The 21260-nt window shown below is 60.3% G+C and carries 17 protein-coding genes; 10 read left to right on the top strand and 7 right to left on the bottom strand.

What is annotated here, in order from left to right; translation table 11 throughout:
- Positions 1-11 precede the first annotated feature (11 nt).
- A complete protein-coding gene (locus ACM1ZW_RS22550) occupies positions 12-701 on the bottom strand; it encodes a GntR family transcriptional regulator (RefSeq protein WP_010460977.1) in 690 nt (229 codons plus the stop codon).
- A gap of 141 nt (positions 702-842) precedes the next feature.
- Between ACM1ZW_RS22550 and ACM1ZW_RS22545 the strand changes: the two genes are divergently transcribed.
- The 7 genes from ACM1ZW_RS22545 (at position 843) to ACM1ZW_RS22515 (ending at position 8190) form a co-directional block, all read left to right on the top strand.
- The gene (locus ACM1ZW_RS22545; RefSeq protein WP_414879782.1) at positions 843-1928 is read left to right on the top strand and encodes an ABC transporter ATP-binding protein; all 1086 of its coding nucleotides are present in this window, start codon (positions 843-845) and stop codon (positions 1926-1928) included.
- Position 1929: 1 nt separating this feature from the next.
- Positions 1930-2847: an ABC transporter permease gene (locus ACM1ZW_RS22540; protein ID WP_416739390.1), complete on the top strand. Its 918-nt coding sequence runs from the start codon at positions 1930-1932 to the stop codon at positions 2845-2847.
- Positions 2844-3632, top strand: coding sequence for an ABC transporter permease (locus ACM1ZW_RS22535; RefSeq protein WP_017339194.1), 789 nt, complete (start codon positions 2844-2846; stop codon positions 3630-3632). The genes ACM1ZW_RS22540 and ACM1ZW_RS22535 overlap by 4 nt, the downstream gene beginning before the upstream one ends.
- Positions 3633-3649: 17 nt before the next feature.
- Entirely contained in the window at positions 3650-4702 is a 1053-nt protein-coding gene (locus tag ACM1ZW_RS22530) for an extracellular solute-binding protein (protein WP_416739389.1), read from the top strand.
- Positions 4703-4834: 132 nt separating this feature from the next.
- The gene (locus tag ACM1ZW_RS22525; RefSeq protein WP_416739388.1) at positions 4835-6031 is read left to right on the top strand and encodes an amidohydrolase family protein; all 1197 of its coding nucleotides are present in this window, start codon (positions 4835-4837) and stop codon (positions 6029-6031) included.
- Entirely contained in the window at positions 6028-7515 is a 1488-nt protein-coding gene (locus tag ACM1ZW_RS22520; protein WP_414883606.1) for an amidohydrolase family protein, read from the top strand. Before ACM1ZW_RS22525 ends, ACM1ZW_RS22520 begins: the two co-directional genes overlap by 4 nt.
- Before the next feature lie 12 nt (positions 7516-7527).
- Entirely contained in the window at positions 7528-8190 is a 663-nt protein-coding gene (locus tag ACM1ZW_RS22515) for a flavin reductase family protein (RefSeq protein WP_414879786.1), read from the top strand.
- Between the two features lie 225 nt (positions 8191-8415).
- Here the strand turns inward: ACM1ZW_RS22515 and ACM1ZW_RS22510 are convergent, their stop codons facing one another.
- From ACM1ZW_RS22510 to ACM1ZW_RS22485, 6 genes are all read right to left on the bottom strand, one after another.
- A complete protein-coding gene (locus tag ACM1ZW_RS22510; protein ID WP_416739387.1) occupies positions 8416-11514 on the bottom strand; it encodes an error-prone DNA polymerase in 3099 nt (1032 codons plus the stop codon).
- A complete protein-coding gene (locus tag ACM1ZW_RS22505) occupies positions 11490-12905 on the bottom strand; it encodes a Y-family DNA polymerase (protein WP_017339200.1) in 1416 nt (471 codons plus the stop codon). Before ACM1ZW_RS22505 ends, ACM1ZW_RS22510 begins: the two co-directional genes overlap by 25 nt.
- A 7-nt stretch (positions 12906-12912) precedes the next feature.
- Complete coding sequence (gene imuA, locus ACM1ZW_RS22500; protein ID WP_416739386.1) at positions 12913-13530, bottom strand: translesion DNA synthesis-associated protein ImuA; 618 nt, start codon at positions 13528-13530, stop codon at positions 12913-12915.
- The gene (gene lexA, locus ACM1ZW_RS22495) at positions 13530-14147 is read right to left on the bottom strand and encodes a transcriptional repressor LexA (protein WP_017339202.1); all 618 of its coding nucleotides are present in this window, start codon (positions 14145-14147) and stop codon (positions 13530-13532) included. The genes imuA and lexA overlap by 1 nt, the downstream gene beginning before the upstream one ends.
- Before the next feature lie 77 nt (positions 14148-14224).
- Entirely contained in the window at positions 14225-15193 is a 969-nt protein-coding gene (locus ACM1ZW_RS22490) for a Gfo/Idh/MocA family protein (RefSeq protein WP_416739385.1), read from the bottom strand.
- Positions 15194-15209: 16 nt separating this feature from the next.
- Positions 15210-16097, bottom strand: coding sequence for a Dyp-type peroxidase (locus ACM1ZW_RS22485; protein WP_017339204.1), 888 nt, complete (start codon positions 16095-16097; stop codon positions 15210-15212).
- Positions 16098-16283: 186 nt separating this feature from the next.
- Here ACM1ZW_RS22485 and ACM1ZW_RS22480 point away from each other — a divergent pair, with 186 nt between their 5' ends.
- The 3 genes from ACM1ZW_RS22480 (at position 16284) to ACM1ZW_RS22470 (ending at position 21184) form a co-directional block, all read left to right on the top strand.
- Positions 16284-17909: an NADP-dependent glyceraldehyde-3-phosphate dehydrogenase gene (locus ACM1ZW_RS22480; RefSeq protein ID WP_017339205.1), complete on the top strand. Its 1626-nt coding sequence runs from the start codon at positions 16284-16286 to the stop codon at positions 17907-17909.
- A gap of 44 nt (positions 17910-17953) precedes the next feature.
- Positions 17954-18997, top strand: a complete 1044-nt coding sequence (locus ACM1ZW_RS22475) for an FUSC family protein (RefSeq protein ID WP_031318975.1) — start codon at positions 17954-17956, stop codon at positions 18995-18997.
- A gap of 183 nt (positions 18998-19180) precedes the next feature.
- Positions 19181-21184 carry a hypothetical protein gene (locus ACM1ZW_RS22470; RefSeq protein ID WP_416739384.1) on the top strand — a complete coding sequence of 668 codons (2004 nt, stop codon included), beginning with the start codon at positions 19181-19183 and terminating at the stop codon, positions 21182-21184.
- Positions 21185-21260 lie beyond the last annotated feature (76 nt).

Here is a 21260-nt window from a genome sequence, read left to right as displayed (position 1 = left end):
AAGATGGGTGGCTACACCTCGATCAGGTGCTTGAGCGGATGGTAGCCAGTTTTCAAGGTGGCGGCGACGTCGAGGATCGCCTTCTCGATGCCATTCAAATGCATGCAGGTCAGTTCGATCGCAGCGCTCTGGTTGCCGGCCTCGATGTACTCGATCAGGCGCAGGTGCTCATCGTCGCGACAGGCCTCGTGGCTGTCGTCATCCAGCGCGGCGGCGTACAGCGAGGCGCGGGAAATCAGCTTCTGGAACCAGTCCAGCAACACCGGGTTGTTCAGGCTTCGCGCGAGTTTGATGTGGAATTCGCCGAGTAGATGAATCAACCGTTCGTGGTCGCCACTGCGGTGTGCTTCATCCTCCAGCAGCAGGTGATCACGCAGGTCCTGGGTCACCGCGGTATCACGCCGGCGACAGAGTTCGCTGACGATGCCGATCTCTATCAAGCGCCGCGTTTCGAACAACGAACGAATCTCTTCGTCGCTGGGCAGCGACACCGACGCACCTTTGTTGGGCTCGGTGGTGACCAGGCCGTCCGCTTCCAGTTGCTTGAGCGCGGCACGAACCGACGTGCGGCTGACATTGAAAAGTTCGGCCAGCGACGCCTCGCCGAGCTTCATGCCGGGACGCAACGAACGTTTGCTGATCGCCTCGTAAACCCCTTGGTAGACGCGGTCAACCGTGGTCTCGAGTTTTTTGTCGGTCATTCGAACACTCCCTTAGCGCTAAACAACCGGCCCCAGGCGAATGAGCAGCCTTTGAAAAAGGGGGTTGCACGAGCAGATTAATCCGGTTATTTGTAGATTGCATCCAGATATTGCATACAATAATTAGAGGATTGCACCATTATGGGTCAACCAATCGCCATCGAAGTGCGTAACGTTTCCAAGCGGTATTCCGACGATCCGGGGCTGGCTCCCGCCCTCGACAACGTTTCAGTCGACATTGCCGACAACGAATTCTTCACCCTGCTCGGTCCTTCCGGCTGCGGCAAAACCACCTTGCTGCGCACCATCGCCGGTTTCGAACACGTCAGCGAGGGCGACATTCGTCTCGCGGGCGAGCCGGTCAATGATTTGCCGCCGTTCAAGCGCCGGGTCAACACCGTCTTCCAGAGTTACGCACTGTTTCCGCATATGACTGTCGCGCAGAATATCGCCTTCGGCCTCGAGATGCAGGGCCTGGATCACAAGGTTATTCCTCAGCGCGTCGATGAGATGCTGGCGCTGGTGCAGATGCAACACCTGGCCAGGCGCAAACCCGCCGAATTGTCCGGCGGTCAGCAACAACGCGTGGCCCTGGCCCGGGCGTTGGCGCCGAAGCCCAAAGTGCTGTTGCTGGATGAACCCCTGTCGGCGCTGGACCTCAAGCTGCGTAAAGAGATGCAGGTCGAGCTCAAGCGCGTGCAGAAGGAAGCCGGGATCACCTTCATTTTCGTCACCCACGATCAGGAAGAAGCCCTGACCTTGTCCGATCGCATTGCCGTGATGTCCGCCGGCAAGATCCTGCAGATCGGCACGCCCAACGATATCTACGAACGGCCGCAGCATCAGTTCGTCGCGCAGTTCATCGGCGACATCAATTTCCTGCCCGGCCACCTCAAGCGCGGCCTGCAGAACGAAAAACTTTTCGTGCCCAGCGGCATGCCGGTGGAAATCCCCTGCCCGGACCAGGGCTTCGACGGCAGCAACGTGCAACTGGCGTTCCGCCCGGAGCGTTCGCAACTGGTTGAACCGGAACAACCGCATCACCTGCGCGGCGTGATCGAAGCGGTGTTGTATGTCGGCACCGCGACCCTCTACCAATGCCGCTTGAACAACGACATCAAGGTCATGCTGCGCGAAAACAACGAAGGCCTGAACCGCGGCCGGGTGGTCGGTGATCGCATCGCGGTCAACCTCCCACCCCACGCCTGCCTGTTGATGGAGGCCTGAGATGAGCGTCAGCAGCACTTCTCCCGCTCTCAACCGGGCGCTGTTGCTCAGCCCCGTGGTGTTGACCTTGCTCGCGCTGATCGCCATTCCGCTGGGCATCATGGGCTACATCAGCCTGCTGCCGCGCAACGTGTATGGCGGTGTCGACTGGCAGGCCGACTGGCAATTGCATAGCTACGTGCAGCTGTTTTTCCAGGAAGGTTTCGACGGTGAACTGGAACCGAACTGGGTCTACGCCCAGGCGTTGTTGCGCTCGGTGTTCCAGGCCGGCGGCACGACGTTGCTGTGCTTCCTGTTCGGCTTTCCGGTGGCGTTGTGGATGTCGAGCCTGACCCCGCGCCGGCGCAACCTCATGGTCCTGCTGATCACCATTCCGTTCTGGACCAACCTGCTGATCCGCAACTACGCGTGGCTGATCATCCTGCGCGAACACGGCTGGGTTGCCCAGAGCCTCAACGCGCTGTTCCCGCAGGCGGGCGGCATCACCCTGCTCTACAACGACTTCGCCGTCAGCGTCGGGCTGGTTTACAGCTTCCTGCCGTTCATGATTCTGCCGATCTACTCGACCCTGGAAAAACTCGACTGGCGTCTGGTGGAAGCCGCCTACGACCTCGGCGCCAATCGCTGGCACGCACTGAAGCGGATCATCCTGCCGCTGTCGATGCCCGGCGTGATTGCCGGTGCGTTGCTGGTGTTCGTGCCGAGCCTCGGCGCCTTCATCACCCCGGCGATTCTCGGCGGCGGCAAGACGCTGATGATCGGCAACCTGATCCAGCAACAGTTCGGCACCGCCCGCAACTGGCCGCTGGGCAGTTCGCTGTCGTTCCTGTTGCTGGGGATTCTGCTGCTGTCCCTGGTGCTGTACGCCCTTTATAGCCGCAGCGCCGCCAAAACGCTTCGTCGGGGAGCCACCGCATGATCGCCCTGCACCTGAAAAAACTGCCGCTGACCCGCGAAGTCAGCCTGCTGATCCTGGCGTATCTGTACGTGCCGATCCTGGTGTTGATTGCTTATAGCTTCAACGCCAATCGCTCGGCGACGGTATGGACCGAGTTTTCATTCGCCTGGTACGGGCGGATTCTGGCCAACCCGTCGATCCAGACCGCCGCGCTGAACTCGATCATCGTCGCCAGCATTGCCACGGTTTGCGCCACGGCCATTGCGCTGCTCGCGGCGCTGGCGACTTACCGGCCGTTCTACGGGCAGAAAATGGTCGAGGGCGGGATCAACCTGCCGCTGATCCTGCCGGAGATCGTCACCGCCGTGGCCACGTTGCTGCTGTTCATGGCGCTGGGGATCAAGCTCGGTTTGCTGACGGTGATCATCGCGCACATCGGCTTCTGCATTCCCTTCGCTTACCTGCCGATCCGCGCGCGGTTGAATGACCTGGACAAAAGCCTGCTGGAAGCGGCGAACGATTTGTACGCCAACCCGTGGCAGGTGTTCCGCCGGGTGACGTTGCCGTTGTTGTGGCCGGCGGTGTTGTCCGGTTCGGTACTGGCGTTCGTGGTCAGCCTCGACGATTTCATCATGACTTTCTTTGTGGCCGGTCCCGGTTCGACGACGTTACCGGTGTACATCTTCTCGGCGATCAAGGCCGGCGTGACGCCGGAGATCAACGCGATCTCGACCCTGATGCTGGTGATTTCCATCGTGCTGGTGGTGCTGGCCTTCTGGCTGGGACAGCGCGGCAAAAACCAATAATCCTGGAGCGTTCTTTTATGAAAACAAAAAGCATGCATTACGCCGTCGCCGGTCTGGCCCTCAGTTGCTTCAATGCGTTCAGCGTTCAGGCCGCCGAGCCCAAGGAACTGTTCTTCTACAATTGGACCGATTACTACCCCGTGGACTTGCTGGCCAAGTTCGAAAAGGAGACCGGCATCAAGGTCACCATGGACGGCTACGACAGCAACGAAACCCTGCTCGCCAAGTTGCAGGCCGGCGGCGCGGCGTATGACGTGATCGTGCCGTCGCAGTCGATCATGCGCACCCTGATCAATCAGGACCTGCTGCTGGAAATCGACGCATCGACCCTGCCCAATTTCAAGCACGTCAAACCAGCGTTTCGCGACCCGAGCTTCGACCCTGGCCGCAAGTTCTCGGCGCCGTACCTGTGGGGCACCACCGGGTTTTCCTATGACAGCGCACGCGTGCCCGGCGGCAAACTCGATGACTCGTGGAAAGAGTTCTTCGAACCGCGCAAGGAACTGCAGGGGCAACTCGCCGCCCTCGATACGTCCAGCAGCGTGATCAATGCCGCCAGCCACTACCTGAACGTCGACGAGTGCAGCGAAAACCCGCAGGACGCCAAGCGCATTCTGGAGCTGCTGCAAAAGCAGAAGCCGTTCCTGAAGATGTACAGCTCGGACAACACCGTCGACCGCATGGCCTCCGGCGAAGTGATCATGATGCAGAACTGGAACGGCTCCACCGCCCGCGCCACTTTGCAGAAGAGCACGATCAAATATGTGTATCCGAAGGAAGGCCTGGCGATGTTCCAGGACAACTTCGCCGTGCCCAAAAGCGCCCCGCACCCCGGCAACGCGAAGATCTTCATCGACTGGATGATGAAACCGGAAAACGCCGCCGCCGTGTCCAACGCCATCGCCTATGACAACGGCATTCAGAGCGACAAGCTGATCGACGCCAAATGGCGGGTCATGGATGCGATCAACATGCCCGACGAGTTCGCCTCGCGCCTGCGCCCCGAGAAAGAGTGCAGCAACAAGGCGCGGGCGCTGCAGGACCGAATCTGGTCGAAGCTCAAGGGCTGACTTAACACCGAGTCGCGGCCATCGCTGGCAGGCCAGCTCCCACAGGCGTTTTGTGAACGCCGCAGATCCAATGTGGGAGCTGGCCTGCCAGCGATGAGGCCCTGACACACAACACAGAATCAGAGGTTTGAAATGACCCAACCCCGCTGGCTGCGCAACGTGCGCCCCTACGGCTCCACTGCCGAAGACCTGCTGATCGAAAACGGCCTGTTCAAACAGCGCCGCCCGGCATCGTCCGCGGCCCTGACCGCCACCGACATCGACGGCCAGAACCAACTGCTCACCCCGGCCCTGGTGGAAAGCCACGTCCACCTCGACAAAACCCTCTGGGGCCAACCCTGGCGCCCGAACAGCGCCGGGGCGACGCTCAAGGATTACATCACCAACGAGCGCCGCGTGCTGCGTGACGTGAAGAGTCCCATCGCCGAACGCGCCGGCGCCCTGCTGGAAAACTGCATCGCTCGCGGCTCCCTGATCATGCGTTGCCACGTCGACATCGACCCGGACTTCGGTTTGCGCCATGTCGAAGCCATGCAACAACTGCGCGAACGCTACAGCGACCTGATCGACCTGCAACTGGTGGTGTTCCCGCAAACCGGTCTGATCAGCCGTCCCGGCACCGCCGGACTGATGCGCGAAGCCATGGCCCTGGGCGTGGAAAACGTCGGAGGCCTCGACCCCTGCGGCATCGACAACGACCCCGTCGCCCAGCTCGATTTCGTGTTCAAACTGGCCAGCGAATTCGACCGTGGTGTCGACATTCACCTGCACGACAAAGGTGAACTGGGGCTTTGGCAAATCGCGCTGATCGCCGATTACACCGAGCATTACGGGCGTCATGGACGGGTAATGATCAGCCATGCGTATTGCCTCGGAATGCTGCCGTGGAGCCAGGTCAAACCGGTGGCCGAACGACTGGCGGCGCTGGGGATTTCGTTGATGAGTTCGGCACCCGCCGATTGCGCGGTGCCACCGTTCCTGGCATTGCGCGAGGCCGGGGTGAATGTGTGCCTGGGTTCGGACGGTATTCGTGACGCCTGGTCACCCATGGGCAACGGCGACATGCTGGAACGGGCGATGCTGCTGGCGTTTCGTTTCGACCTGAACAAGGACGAGGAACTCGCGGCGGCGTTTGCAGCGGCGACCGTGAATGGCGCGCTGGCGCTGGGCTGTGAAGATTTTGGCGTGGAGACCGGTCAACCGGCGGACTTCCTGCTGATGCCGGTGCAGACGCTGGGTGAAGCGGTGGTTTCGCGGCCCGTGCGCCAGGTTTACCGGCGCGGCGAGCTGATTGCCTCCGGCGGCCGACTGCTGGAAAGCCGTTTGTGAAGCGCATTGGCCTGAAAAGCAGCTGCGTGGTCGGTTTCGACGGCACGCAGCATGTGCTGTGGCGCGACGGCGAAGTGGTGTTCGAAGGCTCGCGGATTGTGTTTGTCGGGCGTGATTACCCGGGCCCGGTGGATCAGTGGATCGATTACGGCAACGCGCTGATCGGCCCCGGTTTCATCGACCTGGATGCACTCGGCGACCTCGATTCCACGGTGCTGACGCTGGACAACGGCGATGAGCGCGACATGGGCCGGATGTGGTCCGAAGACTATCTGGCCGCCGGTCCACGGGAGAGTTACACCGCGGATGAAGAAGTCTTCAAGTACCGCTACGCCTTCACGCAGTTGATCCGAAATGGCATCACCACCGCCATGCCGATCACCTCGATGTACTACCGCGAGTGGGCCGAGACCTACGACGAATTTGCTGCGGTGGCCGGTGTGGCAGCCGAGCTTGGACTGCGGACTTACCTTGGCCCCTGCTACATGAGCGGCATGAGTTACTGGCGCGCCGATGGAAGCCTTGGGCATCACTGGGATGAAGCACGGGGCATGGCCGGGCTCGACGCGGCGGTGCGGTTTTTCGAGGATTTTGACAGTTCACATGACGGTCTGATTCGTGGCGCGCTGCTGCCGGATCGCGTCCAGACCTGCACCCCGGCGCTGCTGCATCGCACCGCCGCGCTGAGCCATGAGCTGAAAGCGCCGATGCGTTTGCATTGCTGTCAGGGCCTTGGCGAAGTGGCGATGGTTGAGCAGTTGCGCGGTGTTTCGCCGCTGGCGTGGCTGGAGCAGTTGGGTCTGCTGACGCCGCGCAGCCTGCTGCCCCACGGCATCTACACCCATGGTGATGAAGACCTGCAACGGGTGGTGCATGGCGGCGCGAGCCTGGTGCATTGCCCGGTGGTGTTTGCCCGGGACGGCGAGGCACTGAACTCGTTCGGGCGCTATCGGGCCAAGGGCATCAACTTTGCGCTGGGCACTGACACCTGGCCGGCGGATGTGCTGGAGAACATGCGTCAGGGGTTGAACATCGCTCGTTTGATGGAGGGCGGTGGTTCGCTGACCAGCACGCTGGATATGTACAACGCAGCCACCCTCGGCGGGGCCAAGGCGCTGGGGCGTGATGATCTCGGCCGACTGGCGCCGGGGTGCAAGGCCGACATCACGGTGTTCAGTCTTCGCGGCCTGCATTTGGGGCCGCTGTTCGATCCGCTGAAAAACCTGGTGCTGGCCGGGCGCGGTGACGACTGCATCGCCAGCTTCATTGATGGCCGCTGCGTGATGCAGGACGGTCAGGTTCAAGGCATCGACTACCCCGACCTGCAACGCCAGGCCCAACGACAATTCGAAACACTGATGCGCAGCCACAGCGATCGGGCGTTTGGCCAACCGGACTGGAAAACCCTGTTCAAACCGGCCATCCCGTTCGCCGACGACTACAGCGCACACGCGCCGCTGAGCGCAATGGATCCCCTTCTCTAGAGATTTCTGCCCATGCAAAGCTTCGACTTCAGCACCCTGAGTGCGCGGGACAAATACAAGATTCTGATCGGCAGCGTGGTGCCTCGCCCTATCGCCCTGGTCACCACGATTGATGGCGAAGGACGAATCAACGCCGCACCGTTCAGCTTCTTCAATGCGCTGTCGGCCGACCCGCCGATCCTCGCACTGGGCGTGGAAAACTACGGCGACCAAAGCCCCAAGGACACCACCCGCAATATCCAGCTCAATCAGGAATTCACCGTCAATATTGTCAGCGATGCGCTGGTGGAAGCCATGAACGTCTGCGCCGTGCCCTTTGCCCCCGGCTTCGACGAACTGACCGCCGCCGGCCTCACGGCCATTCCCGGAACCACCGTGAAATGCCCTCGCATCGGCGAGGCGCCCGTGGCACTGGAGTGCCGACGAATGATGGCGCTGTCCATCGGGCAGTCTCGGGAGATCATCTTCGGCGAAGTGCTGATGGCCCATGTGCGAGACGAACTGATTGACCCGAAAACCCTGTACATCGATCAACTGGGACTCGATGCGATCGGGCGGATGGGTGGGCATGGGTATGCGCGTACCCGGGATTATTTCGACTTGCCGACCCGCTCGTTGCAGGCGTGGACGGATGCACCGGGGGGTGGCGAGCGGTTTTGGCCTGTTTCCAAGTAAGCAGCCGCCACGCAAAACCTGTGGCGACGGAGCTTTTGTGGCGAGGGGATTTATCCCCGTTGGGCTGCGAAGCAGCCCTAAAACCAGCTACCGCAATAGTTTCAGATTAACCGCGCTCACCGGGTTTACGACTGCTGCGCAGCCCAACGGGGATAAATCCCCTCGCCACAAAAAAGCTCACTTGCCACAAAATCCCCTCACACAAAAGCTCCCCCTCGCCACAGGTCAGTGGAAATCCCGGCTGCGCACATGGATGCCGTCGAGTAGCGGGCTCAAATCACTCAAACGCCCGGCAATCAAATGCCGCACCTCGCCTTCCTTCTCCCAGCGCCCATCGACCTTGAGCAACTGCGATCCGACCAACACCTGCCGTTGCCGATCAGCCAGGTCACGCCAGACCACCACGTTGACGTTGCCGAACTCGTCTTCAAGGGTGACGAAGGTCACGCCACTGGCGGTGCCCGGACGCTGGCGACCGGTCACCAGCCCGGCGACGCTGACCGGTCGGCCATGCTCGACCTCCAGCAGCTCCCTCGAACTGCGGCAACGCCGGGCTTTCAATTCGCCGCGCAACAGGGCCAACGGATGCGGGCCGAGGGTGGTGCCGAGGCTGTTGTAATCCGCCAGCAGGTCTTCGCCGACCGTGGGTTTGGGCAACACCACCGCGTCCTCTTCCTGGCTCGGCAAACCGGCGAACAAACCCAATTGTTTCTGCACCCCCGCCACCTCCCAGCGCGCCCGATGCCGATCACCGGACAGCCCTCGCAACGCGCCGGCATCGGCCAGTTGCTCCTGCGCACGGGCATCGAGCCGCGCCCGTTCGCCGAGGTCGGCGATGTCGATAAACGCCCCCTTCGACCTCGCGATTTCGATTCGCCGCGCCTCGTCTTCGCGAAAACCCTTGATCATCCGCAGCCCCATGCGAATCGCCGGCTGCGCGCCGATAATCGGTTCGAGGCTGCAATCCCAGTCGCTGGCGCGCACGTCCACCGGGCGAATCTGCAAATGATGCCGGCGAGCGTCCTGCAGAATCTGGTCCGGGCTATAGAAACCCATGGGCCAGCTGTTGATCAGCGCGCAGGCGAAGGCTGCCGGTTCGTGGCATTTCAACCAGCAACTGGCATAGGTCAGCAAGGCAAAACTGGCGGCGTGGGACTCGGGGAATCCATAGCTGCCAAAGCCTTTGATCTGCTCGAAAATCTGCGCGGCGAATTCTGGCGTGTAGCCTTTTTTCTTCATGCCTGCAGCAAGGCGATCCTTGTGCGGTTCGAGACCACCGTGACGTTTCCAGGCCGCCATGGAGCGGCGCAACTGATCCGCTTCGCCGGGACTGTAGCTGGCGGCGACAATTGCAATCTGCATGACCTGCTCCTGAAACAGCGGCACACCGAGAGTACGTTTCAACACTTCCCTCAACTCTTCGGAGGGGTAGCTTTCGAGCTCTTCCTTGTTTCGCCGCCGCAGGTACGGATGCACCATCCCGCCCTGAATAGGTCCCGGGCGAACGATCGCCACCTCGATCACCAGGTCATAGAACTTGCGGGGCTTGAGCCTGGGCAGCATCGACATTTGTGCCCGGGATTCGATCTGGAACACGCCGATGGTGTCGGCACGGCTGATCATGTCGTAGGTTTGCGGGTCTTCGGAGGGCACCGTCGCCAGGCTCAAGTCCAGGTTGCGATGACGGCGCAGCAGGTCGAAACAACGACGAATCGCGCTAAGCATGCCCAAGGCCAGAATATCCACTTTGAGCAGCCCGACCGCATCAAGATCATCCTTGTCCCACTGGATGATAGTGCGCTCGGCCATCGCCGCGTTTTCCACCGGCACGAGGCTGTCCAGCGGCTGCTCGGAAATGACGAAGCCGCCGGGGTGCTGGGACAGGTGCCGGGGGAAACCGATCAGCTGTTGCGTCAAGCCCAACACCCGGCGCAGCACCGGGCTGTCGGGGTCGAAACCCCCTTCAAGCAGGCGCTCCACGGGTGGCGTTTCATCACTCCAGTGGCCGCAGCAATCGGCCAGGGCATTGATCTGGTCCGGCGGCAAACCCAACGCCTTGGCCACGTCGCGTACCGCGCCGGCCGCGTGATAGGTGCTGACCACCGCGGTCAGCGCCGCACGGGTCCGGCCATAACGCTGGAACACGTACTGCAAGACTTCTTCGCGGCGTTCGTGCTCGAAATCCACATCAATATCCGGCGGCTCGTTGCGCTCCTTCGAGAGAAAGCGCTCAAACAGCATGTTCATGCGCTCCGGGTCGATCTCGGTGATGCCCAGGGCGAAACACACCGCCGAGTTGGCCGCAGAACCTCGCCCCTGACAGAGAATTTTCTCGCGTCGGGCGAAGGCGACAATGTCCTGCACGGTCAGGAAATAGCTTTCGTACCCCAGCTCGGCGATCAGCCCCAGCTCCTTGTCGATCAGCCCGCGCACCTTCTCGCTCGCGCCTTCGGGCCAGCGCTCGCGAATGCCGCATTCGGTCAACTCGCGCAGCCAGGACGCGGCGCTGTGACCTTCCGGCACCAGTTCGCGCGGATACTGATAACGCAACTGGCCAAGATCAAAGGTGCAACGCCGGGCAATGGTCACCGTTTCATCGAGCAACGCTTGCGGGTAGATCGACTGCAAGGCATCGAGGCTGCGCAGATGCCGCTCGCCATTGGGGTGCAGGCGCAACCCGGCTTCGGCCACCGGCACGTGATGACGGATGGCGGTCATGGTGTCCTGCAAGGCGCGTCGGCCACGGGTGTGCATGTGCACATCGCCGCTGGCCACTGCCGGGATGCGCAGTTCCCGCGCCAGCATCAACAGCTCGTTCAGCCGTCGGCTATCGTCCTGGCCGCGATGCAGCTGGACCGCCAGCCACAGGCGCTCGGCGAACGTCTGTTTCAGCCAATGGCCGCTTTGAAAATCATCGACCGCATCCGGCACCCACAACACCAGCAGTCCCGGCAATGGCTCGCTGAAATCCTCCCGCAGCACCTGGTACTGACCTTTCTGCGTGCGCCGCCGCGCTCGGGTTATCAGCCGGCACAGGTTCTGGTAGCCCTCGAGGTTCTCCACCAGCAGCACCAGTTTCGGACCGTTCTCGATACGCACTTCGCTGCCGATGATCAGCGGCAGTTCCATGGATCTGGCCGCTTGCCAGGCGCGGACGATGCCCGCCAGGGTGCATTCATCGGTGATCGCCAGCGCCTGATAGCCCTGTTTTTTTGCCCGCTGAAAGAGTTCAAGGGCGCTGGAAGCACCGCGCTGGAAACTGAAGTTCGACAGGCAGTGCAACTCGGCATAGCCGATGCTCATGCGAACCAGCCCTGCAACCACAACGGGCCGTCCTCACCGACTGCGCGATAGGCCCAGCCCTGCTGGCCGGAACGGGTTTCGATCAGGTAGTAATCGCGACGCACGTCGCCGCCGTCCCACCAACCGGACTCAATACGCTCCGGGCCCATGAGGATACGCGTCGAACCTTCGTGCACCGCCTGCGGTTCAGTCAACAACCAGCCCGGACGCTGCACGCCCGACATCCCCCCGCAACGCTGGCTGTCGGCACTGGCCTGCCACGCACACTCCGGCCGGTGATCGGCCTGGAACCGCAAGCCCTGCACTGCGTCATCCCCCAACCGCGCGCGCAAGCGTTCGCGCAGTTGCTCCCAGGGCAAGGACTGCTGCGGACGATCGTCGAACAGTTCCTGATACTGGGGAACGAAGGCCGGCAAGTCTTCGGCGCGCAGGCGAAAACCGCGCACCGGCGCCTCGACCTGAACCTGTTCCAGGCGCCCTCGGGCCAATTCGAAGAGCATTGCCGGATCGCGCTCGGCGCTGAGCAGACCGACCTTGATCACGCTGTCAGGTAACCCGGCGTGTTCCAGGTGCAGGTCGAAACGTTGCACGCCGCTGTCGCGACCGCACAGGAACGCCGACAGATCGCCGGTCAACCGGCGCAACGGAAACAGCAGCGCCTGATGGGACTGCACGTCAAAATTGAGTTCGATGCGCACATCGAAACGGTCCGGTGGCAGGTAGAACGCCAGGGCCAGTCGCCGCGTGCCAGACAGGGCATCGAGGTGTTTGAGCACCTGAGACTCGAAACGCCGGGCCAGACTGTGCCGGGGCAACGCCTGCACCTGGCTCAAGGTGCGCAACCCCATGCGCGACAACGCCGTGGCGACGCTGGTCTCCAGCCCGATCCGGTCGACGGGCAATTGCCCCAGATGATGCTGCAAGGCCTGGTCGTCGGGCACCACCAGACTGTCATAGGCATTGGCCAGAATCCGCGCCGCCACCGGGTTGGGGGCCGCAACGATCCGATGCCGAAACCCCAGCTCGCCGAGTTCGGCGCGCAATCGTGCTTCGAGTTGCGGCCAGTCCCCGAACAGCCCCAGGCTGGACTCGATTTCAAACACCACCGCTCGCGGGTAATGCACGCTGACCTGGGAACTGAAGCGGTAGGCCCACGCGGCGAGAAACTGCTGCCAGTGTTCGATCTCGGCAGCGTCGTATTCCGCCGTGACAAAGCCTTTGCTCAACGCCTGGGCGGCGGTCATCGACTGACCGGGTCGCAAGCCCAGCGCCCGCGCCGAAACGTTGACCGCCTGCAACACCCGACGTTGCGCCGGGCCGGTCAGCAGCGCCAGTGGCTCATCGGGGTCGGCGCGCTGACGCAGTACCGCGTCCAGCGCCAATTGCGGAAAAAGAATGCACACCCAGCGCATGGCAACCTCAATGCCCCACGGGGAAGGCAATCGGCGCCGAACGGGCCAGCCCGCCCCGGCACTTGAGCACGCGCAATTGCGCAGGCCTGGCATCGATGGCGATGCGCAGGGCCGCAGGTGAAGGGTTGATGGCTTCATTGAGCGAGCGGTAGGCGAATGCCAGGGTGGAGCCGGTTTCCGCCGCCACCTGCAAGCGCCGCAACGCCCGGTCATCAGCCTTGTGCGGCCAGCACAACACCACGCCGCAACTGCCCGAACGCAGGCATTGTTCCGCCGCCCACAGCGCATCGCGCTCGCTGGCCTGGATGATCGACAACTGGCGCAGATCGATCCCGGCGTTCTGCCACGCTTGCGGATACGGCACGTACGGCGGCGCCACCAGCACGATGCGCTCGCCCGCCGCCGACAACCGTGCCAGCGCCGGCCACACCAGTTGCAATTCGCCAACGCCCTGCCCGGCCAGGAGGATTTCGGTCAGCGCCGCTTCCGGCCAGCCACCCGTGGGCAACGCCGCATCCAGCGCCGCATGCCCGGTGGGTTGCGGGCTGACGGTCGGGGCCGCAGGCCGGCCTTTCCAGACCTGGCCGCCATTGAACAGCGTGTCCAGCGCGACGACGGCCCCCATCACCCTTGCCTCACCAGCCCGCAGAACACCCCTTCGATGGCGAGGTCCTGATCGGGATGAACGATGATCGGCTTGTAGGCCGGGTTGCGGGGCAACAGGCGAACAGAATCGCCGACCCGCTCGAAACGCTTGATGGTCACTTCGCCATCGAGCCGTGCCACGACGATCTGACCGTTAAAGGCCTCGGGATTGCGGTGCACGCCCACCAGATCGCCGTCGAGAATGCCGTCCTCGATCATCGAGTCGCCCTTGACCCGCAGCATGTAGTCCGGCACCCGCGAAAAAATCGATGGATCAAGCAACAACCGACTGTGCACCTCGGCATCGGCACCGATCGGCGCACCCGCCGCCACCCGGCCGAGAACCGGAATGTCCAGCAACTCGGGCCGCGCCGCTTGCCCGAGCAAGCGAATGCCCCGGGCCTGATGCGGGTTGACCTCGATGAAACCGGCTTCGGTCAGGGCCAGCACATGCTTGCGCGCCACGCTGCGAGAGGCGAAACCAAAGGCCTCGCTGATTTCAGCGAGGCTCGGGGACTGGCCGTGCTCCGCGATTCGATCACGGATAAAGGTCAGGATGGCGGTACGGCGGGGAGTTAAAGTCGTCATGGAGTACATTTGTACTCTTTTGGCTTTTTCCTGGCAAGGGCCTGTAGGAGCTGTCGAGTGAAACGCGGCTGCGATCTTTGGGTTTTTTAGCCGCGCTTGAGAATCTGGTCCATCACCCAGTCGGTTTTCAGAGCCTGTTCGGCTACCGCGGGATGCTGCGCTTCGCCACGAATGTGCGCATTCATGCCCAGCACGTGATGCCACTGGATGTGCTGATGATTGTCGATGTCCAGGCGGAGGGATTCCTCGGCTTCGAGTACCACCGGGTGCTCATCAAAGACCGAAAAGCTGATCCGCCCCTTGCTGCCAATCACCTCGACCCGATCCTCACGACGGTCCGCGACAAAGTTCCAGCAACCCATGCCCATCGCCCCCGACGCAAACCGCCAACTGGCGCTGACGGCGTCTTCAGCGGCATACAATCCAGCCTGCCGCGCGGTAAACCCGGCGACTTCGACGATGTCGCCGAGCAGGTACTGGAACAGATCGAAGCCATGACTGGCGAGGTCGGCAAAGTAGCCGCCACCGGCTATCGTCGGATCGGTGCGCCAGTTGTCCGCGCCGCCGAGATCAGCAGGCGATGGCGCCTTGGTGAGCGTCCAGGTCAAGTGCCGGACCTCACCGATCCGCCCCTCCTCCAGCCATTGCCGCACTTGCTGGAAGCGCGGCAGCGAACGTCGGTAGTAGGACACGAAAATATGCAGCCCGGCCTCGGCGAACACCTTCTGCATTTCACGGCTCTGCCCGGCATTCAGCGACATCGGTTTTTCGACGCAGCAATGTTTGCCGGCAGCGGCCACCATCAGGGCATAGGCGTGGTGACTGTCGGGTGGCGTGGCGATGTACACCGCGTCCACCTCGGGATCGTTGATCAGCGCTTCAGCGTCGGTGTAGACCCGGGCGATGCCGTGGCGCGCGGCATAATCGCTCACCGCGTCCAGTCGCCGCCCCATCACCGCCACCAACGCCGAGCCGGGTGCCTTGTAGAAGGCCGGCCCACTCTTGCGTTCGGCGACGCTGCCACACCCGATCATGCCCCAGCGCACCACGTTCATATTCACTCCTTGATCGTTACCCGATGCGCAGTGCGCGCAGGTCCAGATGACCGTCCTTGAGCGGCGGGCACCAGTAGTAACCGCCGGTAATCGGCCGGCTGATGCGGTACAAACCGTCGGTGATGCCGTCTTCCAGACCGCTCATGCGCCGCAGTTGCGCTTCGAAGGCATCGAGGGAAAAACCGAACGCCAGGAACATCAGGCCGGCACGATCCCCTTCGATCCACGGCATCGAACGGCGCACCACGAACGCTTCGGGGGCGAAGCTTTCCTGGGCGGTGCGTTTGACGTGGGCGGAGATCGGCGCGTCATCGATTTCTTCGTTGTCGCTCAAGCGACGGCCCATGATGTTGTCCTTCTCATCGGACGGCATGGCGTGGAAGCCTTTGAGGTCATGCTGCCATTGCTGGATCGCGGCGAAGCTGCCACCGACCAGACCGTCAGCGCCTTCACCGACCAGCGCAGCAGCCACGGCGGCTTCATCGTGCGGGTTTTCGGTGCCGTCTTCGTAACCGGTCAGGTCGTGGCCGGTCATGTGGCGGAAGGTTTCGTTCATCTGCACCAGACGCAGGGCAGGCGCCAGCGCGGCTTCGATGGCATTGCTGCGATTGAGCAATTCGCCACGGTCGACGCCATGCAACCAGCACCACAACGCGTGTTGGGTCGACGGATTGTCGACGCCGACGCCGGTCAGCGCCGGAAACGGCCGCAGCCCTCCGATCTGCCCGTGCAGCGCCTTGACCAGGGATTCACCGAAACCGACCACTGCCGATTTCCCGTCCACCAGCTGTGCCAGCTTGTCGAGCGCGGCCGGCAGTGCATCGACGGATTCCAGCGCGAAGAACATATGACGGGCTTGAGGCGGTACTGGGGTGGCGAGAATGCCCGGCTGGTAGTAACTCATATGAACTCCTTAAGAAAGAGCGCGAAGTTTACCCGCAGCGTTCGCCGTTGTGTGTTCTCAGGTCAAAAGATCGCTGGTTCGTGAAATCCGGACTTAAAAAGTCGGGTCAATAAGGCGTATAACCCTTGAAGTGAATTCTGAACTGCAAGCCGCCAGCGCATGGCTTACATCACATGGAGTAGCGACATGACCACAGCACACATCCTCGGCAACCTGTTTCCCGACTCCAGCGACATCCCGGAAAAATACCGCCTCGACGGCCAGACCGAGCAACGTGAATACCTGGTCGACGGCGAACTGAAAACCTGGTCAGGCCCCCTCGCCCAAGTCCGCAGCCCGGTGTACCTGACCGGTGAAAATGGCGACGAACAGGTCATCCTCGGCAGCACACCGCTGCTCGATGCCGACACCGCACTGACCGCCCTCGACGCCGCCGTCCGCGCCTATGACCGGGGCCAGGGCCTGTGGCCGACCATGCGCGTGGCCGAACGCATCCAGCACGTCGAAACCTTCCTCGGTCGTATGCGCGAACAGCGCGACGCGGTGGTCAAGTTGTTGATGTGGGAGATCGGCAAGAACCTCAAGGATTCGGAAAAAGAGTTCGACCGCACCTGCGACTACATCGTCGACACCATCAACGCCCTCAAGGAACTCGACCGCCGCTCCAGCCGTTTCGAGCTGGAACAGGACACACTCGGCCAGATCCGCCGCGTTCCGCTGGGCGTGGCACTGTGCATGGGGCCTTACAACTATCCGCTGAACGAAACCTTCACCACGCTGATTCCGGCGCTGATCATGGGCAACACCGTGGTGTTCAAGCCGGCCAAGCTTGGCGTGCTGCTGATTCGCCCGCTGCTGGAGGCGTTCCGCGACAGCTTCCCCGCCGGGGTGATCAACGTGATCTACGGCAGCGGCCGCGAAACGGTCAGTGCGCTGATGGCCAGCGGCAAGATCGACATCTTTGCGTTTATCGGTACCAACAAAGCGGCCAGCGACCTGAAAAAACTCCACCCGAAACCGCATCGTTTGCGTGCTGCGCTGGGCCTGGATGCGAAGAACCCCGGCATCGTCTTGCCCGAGGTGGATCTGGACAACGCGGTGAACGAAGCAGTCACCGGGTCCTTGTCCTTCAATGGCCAGCGTTGCACCGCGCTGAAAATCCTCTTCGTCCACGAAGACGTGGTCGAAGCGTTCATCGACAAATTCAATGCCAAACTCGCGAGCCTCAAACCGGGCATGCCGTGGGAAAGCGGCGTGGCCCTGACGCCGCTGCCGGAGTCGGGCAAGGTCGACTATCTGCACGCGCTGGTTGCGGATGCCGTGAGCAAAGGCGCTCGCGTGGTCAACCCCAATGGCAGTGAAGCCCGCGCCTCCTTCTTCTATCCGGCAGTGTTGTTCCCGGTGACGCCGCAGATGCGTGTCTATCAGGAAGAACAGTTCGGCCCGGTGGTGCCGATCGTGCCTTACCGGCATCTGGATACGGTCATCGATTACGTCCTGGAGTCGGACTTCGGCCAGCAACTGAGTATCTTCGGCACCAACCCGGTGGCGGTCGGCCGGCTGGTGGACACCTTCGCCAACCAGGTCGGGCGGATCAACCTCAACGCCCAGTGCCAGCGCGGCCCGGACACCTACCCATTCAACGGCCGCAAGAATTCCGCCGAAGGGACGTTGTCGGTACATGATGCGCTGCGGGTGTTTTCGATTCGCACGCTGGTCGCGACCAAGTTTCAGGAGTCCAACAAAGACTTGATCAGCGAGATCATCAGCGGCCGCAGTTCGAGTTTCCTGACCACCGATTACATCTTCTGAGGACAACGAGCCTGAGCACCTTCAGAACCCAAAGACTGCCACCCCTGTTGCGCCGGGTACTGCGTCCGTTACTGGACCCGTACCGGCGCTATCGCCACGCCAGGCTGATTCACGCAGTGCGCGTATCGCTGGGGTTGCTGGCGACGATCCTGCTGACCACCGGCATCCACCTGCCCCACGGAGAGTGGGCGTCGGTGACGATGCTGGTGGTGATCGGCGGTTTGCAGCACCACGGCAACATCGGCAAAAAAGCCGCCGAGCGCGCCATCGGCACCTTGATCGGCGCAGGCGTGGGCCTTGTGTTGGTGGCGCAACAGGTCTGGCTCGGGATGCCGTGGCTGACCTATTTTGCGATGTCGGTGGTCTGCGGATTCTTCTCGTACCACGCCATTGGCAAGGGGGGCTACACGGCGCTGCTGTCGGCGATCACCGTGTTTATCGTCGCAGGGCATGGCGATAACCCGGTGACCGACGGGCTGTGGCGCGGGGTGGATATCCTGATCGGCATTGCCCTGGCGCTGGCATTTTCCTTCGCCCTGCCGCTGTACGCGGTTTATTCCTGGCGTTACAACCTGGCCGATGCCCTGCGCGATTGCGCGACGGTTTACGGGCGGATCATCAATGGCCAGCCCGTCACCGATGACGAGCACGTGAAGTTGATGAATCGATTGAATGCGGTGATGGTGCAACTGCGTTCGCTGATGCCGTCGGTCTCCAAGGAAGTGAAGATATCCATGACCGAGCTCGATGCGATTCAGCGACATTTGCGGATGTGCGTCAGCACTCTGGAAATCCTCAGTAACACTCGACCGGATACCAATGACCCCGCCGCAATGGCGAATCTGCAATCGGCGCTGAAAGCGGAACATCGGCTGATTCGGGTGCAACTGGTGGGGATGGCGCGGGCGTTGAAGTCCGGCGCGTCGCAACGGCTCAGTCGACCCGCCGAACTGCCGGCGGATTCAAGCCTTGACGAACCGGTCTATAACCCGCTGGACGGCTACCGGTTGTTGATCCGGCAACTGGCCAGCAACATTGGCGAGATGCGCCAGCGTCTGGCCAAGACTGCGCCGCGCTGGAATATTTGAAGGTGTTGTAGAGCGTCGTGATTGCCTGACGAAATGCAGGCTGTCGCGGAGAAAGGTTCGACGACGCCATTAACTACACCTCGCTGCACGCAATAAGCTTTTTTTGATAGTCAGAACAATCCCCACCATTAGAATAACTGATGCTTATGGAAGGTTTAAATTATTCAACTAAAAGGAATTAGTTTGCCAAGCAATAGCATATTCCGCCCTCACGCCCCCTCCTCTTCATTTACGTTGGCGAATGCAAACGCCAAACACGAAAACAATCAGCCCGAACATGAAAAAATAGCCGGCCAATTACTTCAAGCTTCCAATGTAACAGAGTCGATAATAATCCTTGATCCAGCTTTCGCATCCGAGCTAAAAAATCGAACCACAGCCTTCATCAACAAAATAACTAACTGCCAGCCTGCACATTTTTTAAAAGAACCTGATATCGCTACCACGATTCTGGGGCAGTTCAGTACCACCAGCACAATTCCGAATCGCTTTCGCCCTATCGAGGGTTTGAGCCATGCAGAAAAAACGGACTACAAGCAGGTATCAAATGCGGAACAAACCAACATTCTCCGCTGCAACCTCCTATCATTAATAGACGAAGACCTGCAAGAGGCATTCAAATCGATCCTGAACGAATGGGAGATGTTCGGGCTATCGGCATGCGAAATTGATTTACAAACTTACGGAGACTTCAAGACACTCTATGATGAAGTAATGGAAGAACATGCCATCATAAAAGAGGATTACTCAAAAGTTGACTTCTCTGCCCAGAACATAAAATCCAAAATTACTGACATCCGTTGCCTCAATGCAAAATTGACACCGTTACAGATTTTTAAAGCGGCGTACCAACTCGGCGACATACCTGCTGTTGCAAATTTTCGTTTCATGGACAATCCCGCCAGCAAAGACGATGGCAAATATAGAGAATGGATGTTTCACTTCGACAACAGTAACTATGCTGCCGAGTTCAAGCTGATCACTACTCGTATAACAGACACGTTAAAAGCGAACCAAGAGCAATGCCTCGCAGCCTTCCCTTACAACACCAGCCAATTCATTCGTTTTACCGGCACTGAAGCAGCGACAAAATTTCCAACAATGGAAATACTGGAAAATGAAATCAGCCATGTTTCGGACGCACGTTATGTAGTCATCAAGAATCCACATAATAACACTCCAATCGAGACCGGAATCCGGACCGAAATGATCGCGCATCATCGTTCAGCCAGTAATAAAGAGGGGCTGGATCAAGGCGAGCACAGAAGTGCCGAATTAATGACATTTCATGGTATTGGCCGCTGCCAACCTTTTCTTTCCTCACAAGAATTAGACCATGCCACGACGCTTACGCCCTTGCAAACTTTCGTATTGGGTGGTTTTAAGAACAGCGACCCTGAAAAATTCATCGAATACATGACTCTTGAAAAGCAGGCTGTTAACAATCAACTGCATGAACTCATCAAAGCAAACCGAATCAAGTCCATAGAAAGTATAACAGTTGCAAAATTCAGCCCTGCTGGCACGGTTGTGGTAAACGAAGCTGTATTCAAAAAGCAAATGGACACTTACGACAATCTCCCAGAAGTCATTGAACAAATTCCTCGCCTGACAGGAGGCAGCGACGACCTGAAAAAAACCGTCTTCCAAATGGTCCCGATGCTAATGAACTTCGACCAGAATGCCGAGTTAAAACCCGACTGTTCGGAAAACAGAGCTTTTCCAGCCCGTACCCAGATTCGAGAGAGAACCAACGAAGGCTTCTGCGCGCCTTTGCGTCGAGATCTGGAGCAGGTGCAGTTTAATATCCACCCAAGCTACCTGCTTCGAATGGATGAAATCATCGACATTGCGAAAAACATCCATGAGCTTTACAGGGATCACTCTGCAATACTTAAGGAACGCCCACACGACAAACAGCTCTTGCAATTATTTGAAAGTCGAGCAGAACTAGCAAAAGAATACACAAACCAACTGCCATCAAGAGCGTCACTCCCTGAAACGCACCAGACACTTTCTCTTTTTATTTATTACATGATTGACGACCTCGACAAAGCGGCTCAATCACTGCTCGCAAACAATATCAAAATGAACGCTGACCAAATGAACAGGGTAAAAGATGAGCAATGTAAAATATTGCAGCACTTTGTTACCCACCGTCTGTTCAATGACAGCATCCCACGCTAAGACCAGTCCGCCACCGCTATCAATATAAGCATCAAAAGCAATCAGCCATGGTGGTATTAAATAGCTGAAATTGCAT

The sequence above is a fragment of the Pseudomonas sp. NFX71 genome, assembly GCF_048079215.1.
Classification (GTDB): domain Bacteria; phylum Pseudomonadota; class Gammaproteobacteria; order Pseudomonadales; family Pseudomonadaceae; genus Aquipseudomonas; species Aquipseudomonas fluorescens_B.
The sequence above is the reverse complement of the archived record's forward strand: the minus strand, read 5'-3'. Positions and strand labels throughout refer to the sequence as shown.

Coding starts and splice junctions, on each gene's coding strand:
- ACM1ZW_RS22550 (WP_010460977.1), bottom strand. CDS start 701: ATGACCGACAAAAAACTCGAGACCACGGTTGACCGCGTCTACCAAGGG.
- ACM1ZW_RS22545 (WP_414879782.1), top strand. CDS start 843: ATGGGTCAACCAATCGCCATCGAAGTGCGTAACGTTTCCAAGCGGTAT.
- ACM1ZW_RS22540 (WP_416739390.1), top strand. CDS start 1,930: ATGAGCGTCAGCAGCACTTCTCCCGCTCTCAACCGGGCGCTGTTGCTC.
- ACM1ZW_RS22535 (WP_017339194.1), top strand. CDS start 2,844: ATGATCGCCCTGCACCTGAAAAAACTGCCGCTGACCCGCGAAGTCAGC.
- ACM1ZW_RS22530 (WP_416739389.1), top strand. CDS start 3,650: ATGAAAACAAAAAGCATGCATTACGCCGTCGCCGGTCTGGCCCTCAGT.
- ACM1ZW_RS22525 (WP_416739388.1), top strand. CDS start 4,835: ATGACCCAACCCCGCTGGCTGCGCAACGTGCGCCCCTACGGCTCCACT.
- ACM1ZW_RS22515 (WP_414879786.1), top strand. CDS start 7,528: ATGCAAAGCTTCGACTTCAGCACCCTGAGTGCGCGGGACAAATACAAG.
- ACM1ZW_RS22505 (WP_017339200.1), bottom strand. CDS start 12,905: ATGCGCTGGGTGTGCATTCTTTTTCCGCAATTGGCGCTGGACGCGGTA.
- imuA (WP_416739386.1), bottom strand. CDS start 13,530: ATGGGGGCCGTCGTCGCGCTGGACACGCTGTTCAATGGCGGCCAGGTC.
- lexA (WP_017339202.1), bottom strand. CDS start 14,147: ATGTACTCCATGACGACTTTAACTCCCCGCCGTACCGCCATCCTGACC.
- ACM1ZW_RS22490 (WP_416739385.1), bottom strand. CDS start 15,193: ATGAACGTGGTGCGCTGGGGCATGATCGGGTGTGGCAGCGTCGCCGAA.
- ACM1ZW_RS22485 (WP_017339204.1), bottom strand. CDS start 16,097: ATGAGTTACTACCAGCCGGGCATTCTCGCCACCCCAGTACCGCCTCAA.
- ACM1ZW_RS22480 (WP_017339205.1), top strand. CDS start 16,284: ATGACCACAGCACACATCCTCGGCAACCTGTTTCCCGACTCCAGCGAC.